The 14,170-nt window shown below is 43.0% G+C and carries 9 protein-coding genes and 1 pseudogene; 5 read left to right on the plus strand and 5 right to left on the minus strand.

Annotated features, from left to right (window positions below):
* The 3 genes and pseudogenes from Q0Q74_RS14225 to Q0Q74_RS10310 all read right to left on the minus strand — a co-directional run.
* Positions 1 to 148: pseudogene (locus Q0Q74_RS14225) on the minus strand (DNA methylase); the annotation flags it as partial.
* A 348-nt stretch (positions 149 to 496) separates the two neighbouring features.
* Positions 497 to 1,510, minus strand: a complete 1,014-nt coding sequence (locus Q0Q74_RS10305) for an Abi family protein (protein WP_294430549.1) — start codon at positions 1,508 to 1,510, stop codon at positions 497 to 499.
* Positions 1,511 to 1,635: 125 nt separating this feature from the next.
* Positions 1,636 to 3,264 carry a hypothetical protein gene (locus Q0Q74_RS10310; protein WP_294430553.1) on the minus strand — a complete coding sequence of 543 codons (1,629 nt, stop codon included), beginning with the start codon at positions 3,262 to 3,264 and terminating at the stop codon, positions 1,636 to 1,638.
* 116 nt (positions 3,265 to 3,380) lie between these two features.
* Between Q0Q74_RS10310 and Q0Q74_RS10315 the strand changes: the two genes are divergently transcribed.
* The gene (locus tag Q0Q74_RS10315; RefSeq protein ID WP_294430556.1) at positions 3,381 to 3,695 is read left to right on the plus strand and encodes a helix-turn-helix transcriptional regulator; all 315 of its coding nucleotides are present in this window, start codon (positions 3,381 to 3,383) and stop codon (positions 3,693 to 3,695) included.
* Between the two features lie 236 nt (positions 3,696 to 3,931).
* Here Q0Q74_RS10315 and Q0Q74_RS10320 read toward each other — a convergent pair whose 3' ends face one another.
* Together Q0Q74_RS10320 and Q0Q74_RS10325 are read right to left on the minus strand one after the other, a co-directional pair.
* Positions 3,932 to 7,954, minus strand: a complete 4,023-nt coding sequence (locus Q0Q74_RS10320; RefSeq protein WP_294430557.1) for a phosphoribosylformylglycinamidine synthase — start codon at positions 7,952 to 7,954, stop codon at positions 3,932 to 3,934.
* A 321-nt stretch (positions 7,955 to 8,275) separates the two neighbouring features.
* On the minus strand, positions 8,276 to 8,584 hold the full coding sequence (locus tag Q0Q74_RS10325; protein ID WP_294430559.1) for a helix-turn-helix domain-containing protein: 309 nt from the start codon (positions 8,582 to 8,584) through the stop codon (positions 8,276 to 8,278).
* A 135-nt stretch (positions 8,585 to 8,719) separates the two neighbouring features.
* Here Q0Q74_RS10325 and Q0Q74_RS10330 point away from each other — a divergent pair, with 135 nt between their 5' ends.
* The 4 genes from Q0Q74_RS10330 (at position 8,720) to Q0Q74_RS10345 (ending at position 14,048) form a co-directional block, all read left to right on the plus strand.
* Positions 8,720 to 9,754, plus strand: coding sequence for an LPP20 family lipoprotein (locus Q0Q74_RS10330; RefSeq protein WP_294430560.1), 1,035 nt, complete (start codon positions 8,720 to 8,722; stop codon positions 9,752 to 9,754).
* 94 nt (positions 9,755 to 9,848) lie between these two features.
* The gene (locus tag Q0Q74_RS10335; RefSeq protein ID WP_294430562.1) at positions 9,849 to 10,736 is read left to right on the plus strand and encodes a hypothetical protein; all 888 of its coding nucleotides are present in this window, start codon (positions 9,849 to 9,851) and stop codon (positions 10,734 to 10,736) included.
* Positions 10,737 to 10,796: 60 nt separating this feature from the next.
* On the plus strand, positions 10,797 to 13,337 hold the full coding sequence (locus tag Q0Q74_RS10340; protein WP_294430564.1) for an SUMF1/EgtB/PvdO family nonheme iron enzyme: 2,541 nt from the start codon (positions 10,797 to 10,799) through the stop codon (positions 13,335 to 13,337).
* A 132-nt stretch (positions 13,338 to 13,469) separates the two neighbouring features.
* Entirely contained in the window at positions 13,470 to 14,048 is a 579-nt protein-coding gene (locus Q0Q74_RS10345; RefSeq protein ID WP_294430570.1) for a hypothetical protein, read from the plus strand.
* Positions 14,049 to 14,170: the final 122 nt, after the last annotated feature.

Genomic DNA, 14,170 nt, shown 5'->3' on the forward strand with positions numbered 1-14,170 from the left:
TGACCGCAAGACAAATCGTTTTGCTGGAACGGCTTGAATCAGCGACCACAAGCTTAGTCGTGAGAGGATTAAGACAACGCTCCCGACATTCGACAGAGGCATAAAAGGATTTCAGGTCAATGGCGATATAGGTTTTGGCTTCGGACATGGGGGATAGTATAGCATATTTTTGGTTAGTGGTGTAAGAAAACGAGCGTTCAAATAACTCCAAGAACTACGGGCGTTACCCTACGGTCGCATCGCTCCCTTCGGGGCAGGCTTTCCGCGAGCACTTTCGTTGTCGTGCTCGTTTGGGTTCCGTGCTATCGCACTCCATTGCCTACGCCAACGGCTTACGCCGCCCCGCTAAGCAACGAAGTTGCAACGCATCCTTAACGCAGAACTCGCGAGGACAAAAAAAATAGGACGCCGCCATAGCTTCGTCCTTGCAAAAACAATGTGTTTTTCAGTAGTGGTTATAATATACTGTGCATTTTTTGATTTGTCAAATAAAAAATCAATACCATGCTTTAACCAAGTCAGAGATAAAATTGTAAGTTGTCTTTATCACATCATTCAAATCATAATATTCCTTGTGACGAAGCATACGATGAAAGAATAGATTTTTGATTTCGAGGCTTCGCTTTTTAAACATATTCCCAGAAATAACATCCTTGTACACAAATAATAATGTTGAAAACTCCAAGACAAAGCGATTTGAGAGCTTTTTTAATCTTGATTTATTCATACCAGGAAGCTTTGAAATAGTTACTGCAAGTTTTGTTGATGTATACGCAATTTTTGAAATCAAATCCGCAAGCAAACAATTGTTATGAGCCGCCGCATTTCTTAAACTCTTAATATTATTCAACATTTTACAAGAGAAATCTGATTTAGTCTTTGTATATTCTTCATAGAAGAATCTGTAAAAATATAAAAAATCTCCAAAAGTAAGAAACTCTAGCAAAACCCAAACAGGACAATCCTTGAAGTCTGTTATCTTTTTTGTCAGAGAATCAATCGTAAAATACTTGCCAAGAAGATTTGCAGTATAAGCAGAATTTGCAGTTTGTTCAATTTTGCTGACGATTTTTGCATTCCGAGACAAAAACGCAGAAACAACAGCATAACCGCCAATTAAATTATTCTCTTCAATATTTTTCAAAAGACGAACTTTTAAGGCATGTTCTATATCGATTGTCATTTTCAGAATCAAATAGCGAAGATGCATATCAATAGAAGATAAATCCACAAGATAAGCAAAATCGAGATTCTGATATTTTCCTTTGTTTTTGCCTGCAGGATTTTTCTCATAATTTTTTCGGTAAGAAGCGATACGCAAAAAATTATTTATATCAGATAGATAATGTTCTGCTTCCTTTTCGGTGATTTGAGTAAAAGTTATGCCTCTTTCGTCCCGCATCTTACAAACAAGCTCGTGGGCAGAGTGTTTTGGCTTATTACTTCGGTTTGACATGTTGAAAGCATAGCTGAAATACAAATCTGCTTCAAGTTTTGAGCTCCTTGACACGAAGAATTCATTTTTGCAAAAAAATCCTGCCCGATTGAGCAGGATAAAAGACAGATATTTTATTTAGGTTTCCCACCAGTTACAATTTAATACAATTACATTTTTTCATAACTAACTACTTCGCTTTAGTATGCCTCTACTTCTTTAAAGCTCTTCAAATTTGACAATGGAACATTTTGAACAATATGCTTTATGGAAGTTTTGTCACCTGTCTTGTATTCATAATAAGCAATTTCATCTTCAGTAGGTAATCTAAAACCGTCAGAAGATTCGTCAATAAATCTAACAATCTCTCCAGGACGATTTATTGTTCTTGAGAAATAATAATATGGAGTATGCCCAGAAGCAATGCTTAGTCTTGTGAAAAAATCATACCCATATTGTTCATGCGACACTTTCTCATTTATAGCTGAATCATCTTTTTCTGTTTTCTGCCTTGTCAAATAATCATAAATATCTAAGCAGAATTCATAATTGACTTCATACAAAAGATTCTCAGAAAGTGGCTCTGTACTGATATAAAAATCTCCAACTGTTATGTATTCGCTGGTATGATTCTTAAAATCCCTTTTTTCAAATGTACCACCTTCCACAAAAATCATTTTTGGAAGAAGTTTCTGGATTCTTTCATTTTCTTTTTTTATCGATTCAGCCATTTTTGAATAATCAGCATCAGAAATTGTCCTGCACAAAAATAAATAGCCGTAAGTCTTGTCACCGGTCCTGCCATAGCCAAATCTTGTAACGCGATGAGTATTTTCATAATGTTTAGCCTTTGGACTACTAGGAGCGGTAAAATCTTGCGCATATATATCCGTTGAATCCGAAAACCAGTTCCAGCAAAGATACAAATTACGATCATCACTTCGTCCAGTGGATTCTATTCGAATATTAAGCGGATTTGATACAGGGACAATATCTTCATTAGAATCTTCCATTACACGGTCAGCACCGCCATAATAAGCCTTTTCAAATTCTATTTCTGTCGGTAATCGATAACCATTTGCAGAAAAATCGCAAACGATAGAATCATCTATTTCGTCGTTACTTGTTTTATTCTCAAACCACTTTTTTGTATCAGTATTACCCTTAAAACTATAACATGGAGTCAATTTATGCTTAATACTTAACTCATTACAGAAAGCAAAGGCCTTTACAAACCCGAATTTTTGTCTTTGGATGGAAGGATTTTTTTCACCACGAAGAGCATCATACAATCCGGCTGTTACAGGAGACCTACTAATAGCAAAAGCTGGATGGTTTACAAAAATACTATCGCCTTTTTTTTCTTTTGAAACAAAAGTCGTACTAGAATAATCGTAACCTTCATAATATTCATCTTTCATTCGGAATGTCTCGAAAGTTCCCGCTTGAAACGGAATCATCTCAATATTTTTTACATCAGAAATGCTTTTTTCCATGACAGCTTTTTGAGTCTTAGCATCTTTAGAAAGAGCTTTTCCTCTGCCACTAAAAGGAATAAAAGCCAAAAACAATCCCCCGATAAAAAATAAAATTTGAGTTCCATATAGGGCATTAAATTTCTCAATCGCTAATCCCACGATTCCGCCTGTAGAAGAGATAAAAACGTCACCTACAAAGTCTCGTATAAACTTTCCTATTTTGAAACCAACAAAACTGAATATAACGCCAAAAATATAGGTAAGAAAGGCATATCCAAAACCAATTCCTAATTTTCCAATCATAATTGCAGGAATAAAGGAAAAAATTAGAGAAAAAATGAGTGTTACCATAGACTAAATCTCCTAAATATAACGCCAATAGCGATATATAGTACCACTCTATTAAAGTTTTGTTGAAAAGTCAATCTATTAGTGTAATTAGATTTAAGCCAATGGGGTAATTATTTATGGAAGAGATTGATGTACGAAATATTTTGGCAAAGAATCTTAAAAAACTAAGAAAACAAAAAGGTCTTTCACAATTAAAACTCTCAAATGAAATACAGATGGCTTTCACATTCATCAATGACATTGAAAACTGCAAGAAATGGGTTTCACCAGAAACGCTCGCCCGCTTTGCAAGTTTTTTCGATGTTCCAATCTCAACATTTTTCATTGACGAAAATGAAAGTGATAAAAATGAAGTCTCTGATTTGTTTATAAATACAATTTGTGATGAAGTCGTTAAGACAATAAAAGATGTACGGAAAAGATTTGATTAAAAATAACCTCGCCGCAAGCAAAGTCACTCACAGCGAGGTTTAAGGGGGCGTTACGGGGGATTATCCCCCGTAGAAGGGGTAGGCGGAAATGGCGAAGCCATTGTAGCCGTAGGGGGAGCGGTTCAGGCACAGCCTTCACCGAGACTCGCCTAGAAACTCGTCTCACGAGTTTCTTCGCCTAACGGCGACCGGCTCCCTATCCCCCTTCCCAACTTCTAACTCCTCACTCCTAATTCCTAACTATTGAAATACCTTACACCCGCCCTGAACAGGTTCTGGCATGAGCTTGCTTCCTTGTTGCAGGCGATGTTCTTAATCAAATCCTCTGTGTAGCCGCCTATGCCGACTGTTCGTTCTGAGTGGCCCATCTTTCCGAGGACGAGACCGTCCGGGCTTGTGAGGCCTTCGATTGCGAATGCTGAGCCGTTCGGGTTTTCTGGTTCGAGCATTGTCGGTTTGCCGTTTTCATCGCAGTACTGGCTGTAGACCTGTCCTTTTTCGAAAAGTTCTTTTGCAAGCTGCTCTGAGATGAAGATTTTGCCTTCACCGTGGCTTACCGGAATGTAATGCGGGCGTCCTTCCAAAACTGATTCGTCCAGTGCCCACGGGCTTGCGGCGCTCACCATGCGGGTCCAGACTACGCGGCTGATGTGGCGGTGGATGTCGTTGAAGGTGAGGGTCGGTGTGTCTTCGCTTGGTTCGGTGATTTTTCCGTATGGAACGAGGCCTGTCTTAATCAAAGCCTGGAAGCCGTTACAGATACCGAGGACGAGGTTTTTCTTTTCGAGGTGAGATGTGATTGCGTCGGCGATTCGTTTTTCGCGGATTACGTTTGCAATGAATTTTCCTGAACCGTCCGGCTCGTCACCGGCAGAGAAGCCACCTGCGAATGCTACAATCTGTGCCTGCTCGATTTCTGCCTTGAATGCGGCGAGTGACTCTTCCAGGTCTTTTGGTGTTCTGTTTTTGAAGACGAGGATGTGTGAGTCAGCTCCTGCGAGGTTGAATGCGCGTGCCATGTCGTATTCACAGTTTGTGCCCGGGAATACAGGAACGATTACGCGTGGTTTTGCCTTGCTTGAATCGATTGTTGTGAATGTAGCGATTTTTGAGCGTGCGTCTGCAAGTGAAGCGTGCTCTTCTTTTGCCCATTCCGGCAAGTTTTCTTCCTTTTTAACAGAAGAAACTGGCGGGAATACTTTTGAAAGTTTAGATTCCCATGCTTCGTAGAGGTCAGAAAGTTTGATTTCTGCCTTTGGAAGAGGATCAACGCCCTTCATTTCGAATGAGATGATCGGGTCTTTCTGTGTGTTACCGATTCTGAGGACTGTTGTGTTTACAAAGCCGCCGTTCTCGAACTTGTCGTCGTCTGTTTCAACGAGGATTGAGCCGTACTGCGGTGTGAAGAGATCTGCGATTGTGTCGTTTGCGTTGCGGTGGAAGCCGATGACTGTTGCTGATGTCGGAATCTGTGTGAGCTGAACGCCGATTTTGTTTCCGAAGGACATCTTTGTGATTGCCTCAGCGATTCCGCCTGCTCCTACAGGATACATTGCGTTGATTTTGCCGGCCTTGTTAAGCTCGTAGAGGGCATCTGAGTTCTTTTTGAAAGCGTCCCAGTCCGGTGCGAGTTCTTTTGAATATGGAATCTGAACGAGGTAAACATAGCTTCCGCTCTTTTTGAATGAGCCTGACTGAACATTCTTTGCCTCGTCGTGTGCTACTGCGAAAGAAACCAGTGTGTGAGGAACATTGATGTGCTCGAAAGTTCCGCTCATTGAATCTTTACCGCCGATTGAAGCACAACCCATCTCACGTTGAGCATCGATTGAGCCCAGGAGAGCTGCTGCAGGGTAGCCCCAGGTCTTTTCGCTGACTGCACGGCCGAAGAATTCCTGATAGCTCATGCGGCTTGTGTCAGCCTTACCGCCGATACAAGTGATTTTTGCAAGAGAAGAAAGGATTGCTGTCTGAGCTCCGTGCCACGGTGACCACTGTGCAACCCGCGGGTCATATCCGTAAGACATGAGAGAGACAGTTGAAGTTTCGCGTGGAGAGATGACCGGGATTTTTGCCGACATAGCACATTCCGGAGTGCCCTGGTATTTTCCGCCGAACGGGAAGAGGACAGTGCTTGCTCCGATTGAGCCGTCGAATCGTTCCTGAAGACCGCGCTGAGAACAACATGCGAGGTCGCGGATGTTTTCGATGAATGCCTCTTTAATCTGCTCAGCTGTTGGTTTTTCGCCGCCTGCTTCACCAGTTGCGCTTGCGCATTTGCCAAGAACCTTTGCAACTGAGTCGAGAGGTTTTACGAGAGGTGAATTGTGCTGTTCTGTAGGTGATTCAATAGAAGCTTTTGCTGTGTGAACTGCACCAGCTGAATCGAGGAATGAGCGGTCAATGTCAACGATTGTCTTGCCGCGCCATTTCATCGTGAGCTTGTTTTTGTCTGTTACTGTTGCAACGACGACAGCGTTAAGGTTTTCGTCATTACAGTATTTGATGAATTTATCTACATCGCTTGGGCGGACGACTACAGCCATTCGCTCCTGGCTTTCAGAAATTGCAAGTTCTGTTCCGTTAAGACCTTCATACTTCTTTGGAACTGCATCGAGGTTGATGTCCAAGCCTGGGGCAAGTTCGCCGACTGCGACAGAAACACCGCCTGCACCGAAGTCATTTGAGCGGCGGATCATGTGGCTTACTTCAGGATTGCGGAAAAGGCGCTGGATTTTTCGCTCTTCAACGGCATTTCCCTTCTGAACTTCAGCAGCGGCAGTTGTGACAGATTTTTCTGTGTGAACTTTTGAAGAACCTGTAGCACCGCCGATACCGTCACGGCCTGTTCCACCACCAAGAAGAATGATGATGTCGCCAGTTTCTGGAGTTTCACGCATAACGGTTTTGTATGGAGAAGCAGCGATTACAGCACCCAATTCCATTCGTTTTGCAACAAAGCCAGGATGATAAACTTCTGTGACCTGGCCGGTAGTCAAGCCAATCTGGTTTCCGTAAGAAGAGAAGCCCTGAGCTGCCTCACGACAAATCTTCATCTGAGGGAGTTTACCGTGCAAAGTCTCGCTCAAAGGAACTGTTGGATCGGCCGCACCTGTTACGCGCATTGACTGATAAACCCAGCTTCGTCCTGAAAGAGGGTCACGGATTGCGCCACCGATACAGGTTGCAGCACCACCGAAAGGCTCGATTTCTGTAGGGTGGTTGTGTGTTTCGTTTTTAAACTGAAGAAGCCACTGCTCGACTTCTTCTTTGCCTTCTGGAAGGGGATTTCCTTTTTCGTCAGTGGTGTAGTGAACATCGATGAAAATAGAGCAGGCGTTGTTTTCCTCGCTTACTTCCATGTCATCAAGCATACCGTGCTTGCGCAGGTATTTTCCGCCGATTGTAGCCATGTCCATGAGAGTGAGAGGCTTGTCCTTTCGTTTCGCATAGATGTCTGTGTGCATGGCCTCGTAATTTTTGAGGGATTCTTTGAAAAGTTTGGCGTAAGGGCCTTTTTCGATTTTGATGTCTTTAAGAACAGTGTTGAAAGTAGTGTGACGGCAGTGGTCAGACCAGTAAGTGTCAAGAACGCGGATTTCAGTTTCGGTCGGGTCGCGCTTGATAGACTTGAAATAATCCTGCAAGAACTGAATGTCGGCCAAGTCCATAGCCAAGCCCATCTTCTCGCGGTAAGCGTCAAGCTCTTTTTTGCCAAGAGAATTGAAACCTTCGACAGTCGGAATATCGGCAGGTACTTCAGTTTTCATTTCAAGGGTTTCAGGAATTTCAGCTTTTGCAAGGCGGGAATCGACAGGGTTAATAAGATACTTTTGAATTTTCGTGACTTCATCGGCAGAAACATTGCCGGAAAGGATGACCATTTTGGCACATCGGACGCGCGGTGGCTCTGTTCCGACAGTGGCCGTGGCTCTCATAGACTCGCGAAGGAGCGAAAGACACTGCTCGGCACTATCCGCACGCTGGTCGTACTGACCCGGCAGATATTCCCAGATAATCACAGTGTCAGCTGGGTCTGTTGCAAGCTCAGTGTAGACAACCGAATCGCTCTGAGGCTCCGAGAAGATTCGCAGCGCCGCCATTTTTGAGACATCTTCAGAAGTGTTCTCGATGTCATAGCGGTTGAAATAACGCACTCCCTTTACAGAAGAAATGCCCAAAAATCCATTGATTTCACCCAAAATTGAGCTGGCCTCGCTCTGGAAGCCTGGCTTACGCTCTACATAAATACGAAACATGGGGATATTTTACTGTTTTTTACGGTTTATTGGAAGATAAAAACAAACTGAAAAGTGATAGTTAAAAACGGAAAGCGGAAAGATATTCCGGGGCGTTCCCCTTCGCTCGTTTCACTCGCTTCGGGTCAGGCTTTCCGGGGTTCCGCTATTCGCTTCATTCCCCGCCAACCATGTCTGGATTATCCGCTCGCGACACGGATGTCGCGTCCTTAAAAAGTCAATAACTGCCGCGAGAACGAAGTTCTCGTTACGACATGGATGTCGGTGAACGGCTTCGCCGCCCCTACAATCCTTAACGCAGAAACATTCTGTAGAAAAAAATTACGGTTTGCACATTTCTGTCATTAGGGCGATTACGGATTTCCTGTCATGTTCGGAGAGTTTTTTGAAAAGTGCTATGCAATTTTTTTCTGAATCGGAGCAGTTGGGATTTGTGCCGTCTACGAGTTTTTCAACAGTTGTATTAAGAGCTTTTGCGATTTTCACCGCTGAGTAGATATTTGGAAGGGCATTGTGGTCGTTTATGTAATTGCGTAAGGTGTTTACGCTGATTCCTGTTTTTTCTGAAAGTTCCTTTTGTTTTATATCTTGAAATTTCAATTCCTCTTTCAAATTCTCTTTAAAACCCATGTAGAAATAGTAATCTGAAAAGACTCCTAAGGTTATTGAATTTGATTTATTAAGATTGTACTATAAAATGTAATTGATTATATCTAATCATTTACATTTTTTTTGTGATTAGATAATACATTTTTGGAGTTTCTAATGAAATGTCATATTCCTTCTATTAAAAATCATTTCCCCCTGCTAATTCTGATTCTTTCAACAATCGCAATTCTTTCATCTTGCACAACTACTTCCGAGATTGCCCCAGACTGGCTTGCAAACTACCGCACGGTCTACCCGGACACCGAATACATCGTGCAACGAGGGCGAGCGGACACTGAGGAGACGGCAAAAAGTGAGGCTGTCGCACAAATCGCACGCTACTTTCAGACGAGCGTGAGCGCAAATCTAAAAACTAGCGTTCAGTCCGTGACGAGCGGCGAGAATGTGAGTGAGACAACTTCTGTCGTGAATGATGTCGATGTAATGTCACAGGTTGACATATTTGCTCTGGAATTCACCGACCCATACTTCAACAAAAAAGAGAAGAAATGGTATTGTCTGGCCTTCATCGAGCGGGAAAAGGCATGGGGACAGTACAAGCCAACGGTTGATGGGGCTAAGTCTGAATTCTATGCGATGAAAAAGAACGCTGATGAAGAAAACGACCCGTTTACCAAATGCACGGCCTATGGAAAAGCATGGAAGAGCGGAAAAACTTTTCTTGAAAAACTCGAATATGCACGAATCCTAAACGCAAAGAAAGAAGCAGAATATGCGGAAGACAGAAGAGCGGTGAGTGAGATTCCGGGCAAAATCGCAGCAGAGCAGGAAAAATGCACGGTCTATCTTTCTGTCACTGGCGATTACGGAAACACAATCAGCTCCGCTTTGGGAAAGACGCTCGCAAACAACGGATTCAAAGTTGCAAAATCAGCAACTGAGGCGAATTATACTGCAAACGGAATTGTGGAATCAAACGCCGTGGGAAACGACCCAATCACGGTTTATCCAAGCCTGGATATTAAAATCATAAGCAAAGCAGGAAAGACAGTTTTCGCAAACCAATGCAAGGTCGAACAGAAATCAATCGCATATTCACTGGAAAACGCACAGAAAAAGGCATACCCGATTCTTGCAAAGGAAGCGGACGAGGCAATCGAAGCAGAATTGAAGAAATTTTTTGGCAATTAAAAACGGTGGTTGAGCCAGTCGGAAGCTTATTTTAGTCTTTTCGACAAGCTCACTGACCGTTTTTTTTATATTTTCATAAAAAAAGGAGATAACTATGAAAAAAACAATCAAATCTATGGGCGTGCTTGCAGCTATGGCACTTGCATTTGCATCTTGTGGTACGACAAAAGTTGAGGACTCACGAAACAAAGTTCCTGAGGCAAAATCGGATGAAATCGACAAAGTTGTGGTCGTTGACTGGACTGACCGTACAATGGGCGAGGTCTCAGCCCCGACCTGGCTCAAAAACATGCGCCGGGGAAACAGCGACACATTCAAGGAAATGTGGAAAGTCGAGCCTAACCGTGTCGTAAAAGTGAGCATGGCGACCGGAAAGACAGAGGCGACCGCACAGGCACTGAGTCGGGCTGGATTCGCTTACACTCAGGCTGCGGAATTGAATCAGAAAGTAATCGGCAGAGTCGGTCAGGGCTTGAACGATGTCGGTCAGCTTGAAGCCTTGTATGTGAGCGCGAGTGAAACGAAGGCCGATATGACAGGCTTGCGTGAGGAAACAGGATTCTTCCAGAAAATCAGGACAACAAACGCCGAGACAAAACAGACCAGCGAGAACTTTGTTTATTACACGGTTTTTTCAATGAGCAAAGAGACTTGGGACGCACTCTGCAAAAAATATCTCATGGATATTATGGGCGGAGCCGATTTGACCACCGAAACACAGAAGAAAATAGGCGCTCTTTTCAGCGAGATGAAGGAAGACTCAGACAAAAAAGAAGCCGCAAAACAGGCTGAGGAAGAGGCCCTTTACAAGGCACAGATGGCACGACTTGAAGCAGAGCGGGCAAAGGCCAACGCAGAAGCGGCCGCAAGCAATGCCGAGACAGCAAAAGCGGGCTTGAAAGCAAAAGAGATGGACGCTCAGGAAGCACAGACAAAGAAAGCTGCGGAAGAGGCGGCAGTGCTTGCAAGCTATTTGATGTAAATGGAAAAATGTGGTGGTTGAGTGTAAGCAAAACTGCCACTGAATAAAGGAAATAATTTTATGCCAAATTTGATACAAATACTAAAACGTCGTATGCAAGAACTTACAGGTGTTGACATTGCAAAAATAGAAAAAGGTTCTGCTGAAAAAAAGGAAACAAAATCAGTGGATAAAGTAAGTATTATTTCAGAACGAAAGGGAAGTACAATGAAAAAACTACCCATGCTTTTAGTTTTGTTTGTTTCTGTCGCAACGACATTCGCACAAACAACTGTTCAAGTCGTTATGCCAGAATGCGTGAATATTTCTGGAAACGAGGCAAGTTGGCTTCCTGGTCAGATTCAGGATAAACTCAAGTCCAATTTACAAGAATACTTGGGTATGAAAACTGTCGTTGATTCAAAATCAGAGGCAATTTTGAAAAAACTGCAAAGAGAATCTGAGAACGGAGGGCGAGACGACAATACAGCTATTGAGCTTGGTAAAATCAGCACTGCAAAATTCGCAGTTATGACAAAAATCCGAAAAACTGGCAAGGGGTACAGTATAAGCACTGATTACACTGACATGACCACGGGTGAGCAGAAAGCAACGGCTATTTCAAAAGAATACAAGACAACGGATGAACTCTACGGAGACACAGGTGCTATCGATGAAATCACGCTTATTCTTTCCGAAAAACTGAACATAGCAATCAGCTCAATTCAAAAACAAGTCTTAAAAATGGGATTAGCCGACTTCTCTATTGATGATCAGCTTAAGTTGGCAAAACAGAACGAAGAGACTTTCAAGAAGATGATGGCTCAGTACGACTCGGATTTGGCGAAACTTTCCGTGAGCAACGACCTTTCTGCAATTGAGAACAAGCGAAAAATCGAGGCGGAAAAAGCCCTGCTCGTTGAAAAGCAGAACGCAGAGAGAAAGCGACAGGCAGAACTTAAAGCACAGAAGCAGAGGGCTGAGCAGGATGCAAAACTTGAAGCCGAACGAAGCATAGCGCTCAAAACTCAGCGAGACGAGATGGCAAAGCAGGCGGCAGCAAAGGCGGCGGAAGTGCGGAAACTCAAAATGGAGAAGCAGGGAGTTCTTGGTCAGATTAATGTGATTGAAAGCAAGAAAAAGGCACTTGTCGAGATTAGACAGAGCGTTGAAGCCCGTTCCCAGGAGCTTTACGACCAGCTTGTAAAAGACCGTGAGGCGGAGGAAGCGAGAATCCGAAACAAAACTTACAGCACTGTAGAGCTTGGAAGTGACGGACAGCCAACCGAAGCCGCAAAGACCCGTCGTGAAAAACAGGTTATCAAAAGCTACGAGGACTTAACCAACAAATTCTTCGCTGATGCAGAAGCTGTAAAGAAAAGCACGGAGGCACAGGACGCGGCCCTGCTCTCTGAAATCCGTGCCGACCAGAAAGCGCTAGCACTTGTCACGACACGAACCGTGAGCAGCATGGGTGACGAGCTTAAGGTGAGCTTCGGCACTTACGAGGGAAGCAAGAACGGCTGGAACGCCTACCTTTCGCTCTATTCTGACGGTGTCCTTCTCTACACGGACAATTTTATTGTGAACTACGAGGCTTTGAGTAGAAAGAAAGCCCCAGACATGGCGACAGAGATTCGTGACTCCGTTATCGAAGAATACACAAACAATGTCGATATATACAACTCTCTTCTTACCCGAGGCGACCCGATTATCTACTTTGAGATTGACTACACGGCAAGGGCAGAAAATGATGAAAAGCCGAGCGAATACAAGTTCAATTTCGACAAAATCCGCGTGATTAACACCCTGAGTGGAAAATCCGTGCAGACAAGCACGCTGGGAAAAGTGCAGCCACGCACGATGAAGCCAGAGTGGGATTTGCGGCCGATTTCGGGGGTTGTGGAGAAGGAAAAAGAAACTTTCTTAGCGATAGAAAAATACATTGCGAAGGGCAAAGACTTGGCTAGTAGCAAAGCATTACTTGCATTGAATATTCGATTGATTAATTTTTTTGGCAATTCAAAAATGATTGCCATACCTGGCAAAAACATTGAGATGCTTAGTACGGAAGTTACACAGAAAACATATCAAAAAATAATGGGCGAAAACCCAAGCTATTTCAAAGGCGAGAATAATCCTGTGGAGAATGTCAGCTGGTACGACGCGATTTATTTTTGCAACATGCTGAGCTATACAATGGGGTTAACACCTGCGTATTCAGTTACATTGAAAGACCTCAGTCGGTGGGAAGAAATTACACTGAACCTTCAGGCAAATGGCTTCAGGCTTCCAACGCTTGATGAATGGATATATGCCGCAAAGGGCGGGCAGAATTATAGGTACGCGGGCAGTAAAAACCTTGATAAAGTTGGCTGGTATTATGAAAACTGCGGCGGAAAGACTCATCCTGTTGCTCAGAAAAAGCCGAATGCTTATGGACTATACGACATGAGCGGTAATGTTGGGGAATGGGTTTGGGATCCCAACGGCGACGATCGCTATGTCTGCGGTGGTTCGGTGCGCGGCGGTGAGTACTACTGCGAGGTGGGTCGCAGGCGCGAAACCAGATGGGATAGCCAGTCCGACGATCTTGGTTTCCGCATTGTCCGCTCTTTTTAAAGAAAAAGCGAGCGTAGGCAGTAAGCCGGAGCGGAGAGCCTATGCGAACGTGGGGGCAAAATGAGTGCTCACTACGCCATATGGCTTGGTGAGTCATGATGTAAAGCAAATATTTCTACAAGAGGAAAATTTATGGCAGAACAAAAAAAAGATGAGTCTGAATATATCCATGCAGATTTTCCTGCAAAATGGATAAAGGACACAATAGATGAAAAACTTAAAAATAAAGATTTTGGTAAAATTCTTGATTTCTTTGTAATACATACGCCCTGTGAAGAACTATCGGCAAGAGCAAAAACATTGGATTCTTATCAATGGAAAAACACATATTTATTGAAAAAAGAAATGCATATAGTACCTGCAAAGGATAGTATTTTTTCATTTGGTGAAAAATGGGAAGAGATGAAAGATAGTCTCAACGAAGTATCTTTGCAGAAGAATTTTCCCTCAGATTTGGAGACCGAAAGAGGATGCTTTTACAAAAAAAGCAAACAAAATCAGCTGGAATGCATATTTTATCACATCAGAAATTGTTTTGCGCATGGTCGTTTTAATATTTCTGATAATAATGAGGATTGGACATTTGTAATGGAAGATTGGGGGAGAAATAATCGAGTTTCCGCCCGCATAATTCTCAAGCAATCAACTCTACTCAAATGGATTAAAATCATCGAAGGTGGTGAAAAAGCTCTTAGTGAGCAAAAACAATAAATTACCAATAAAAGGAGAACGAAAAAATCAAAAAATATCTAACCCTAGCTGGCAATACAATAAACAAATTGCCGTTCAAAAAATTGTCAGAAAAATATTCTGACAAAGTTCCAGTGCTAAAG

The organism is uncultured Treponema sp. (genome assembly GCF_946187725.1).
GTDB lineage: Bacteria > Spirochaetota > Spirochaetia > Treponematales > Treponemataceae > Treponema_D.

Coding starts and splice junctions, on each gene's coding strand:
- Q0Q74_RS10310 (WP_294430553.1), bottom strand. CDS start 3,264: ATGGTAACACTCATTTTTTCTCTAATTTTTTCCTTTATTCCTGCAATT.
- Q0Q74_RS10315 (WP_294430556.1), top strand. CDS start 3,381: ATGGAAGAGATTGATGTACGAAATATTTTGGCAAAGAATCTTAAAAAA.
- Q0Q74_RS10320 (WP_294430557.1), bottom strand. CDS start 7,954: ATGTTTCGTATTTATGTAGAGCGTAAGCCAGGCTTCCAGAGCGAGGCC.
- Q0Q74_RS10325 (WP_294430559.1), bottom strand. CDS start 8,584: ATGGGTTTTAAAGAGAATTTGAAAGAGGAATTGAAATTTCAAGATATA.
- Q0Q74_RS10330 (WP_294430560.1), top strand. CDS start 8,720: ATGAAATGTCATATTCCTTCTATTAAAAATCATTTCCCCCTGCTAATT.
- Q0Q74_RS10335 (WP_294430562.1), top strand. CDS start 9,849: ATGAAAAAAACAATCAAATCTATGGGCGTGCTTGCAGCTATGGCACTT.
- Q0Q74_RS10340 (WP_294430564.1), top strand. CDS start 10,797: ATGCCAAATTTGATACAAATACTAAAACGTCGTATGCAAGAACTTACA.
- Q0Q74_RS10345 (WP_294430570.1), top strand. CDS start 13,470: ATGGCAGAACAAAAAAAAGATGAGTCTGAATATATCCATGCAGATTTT.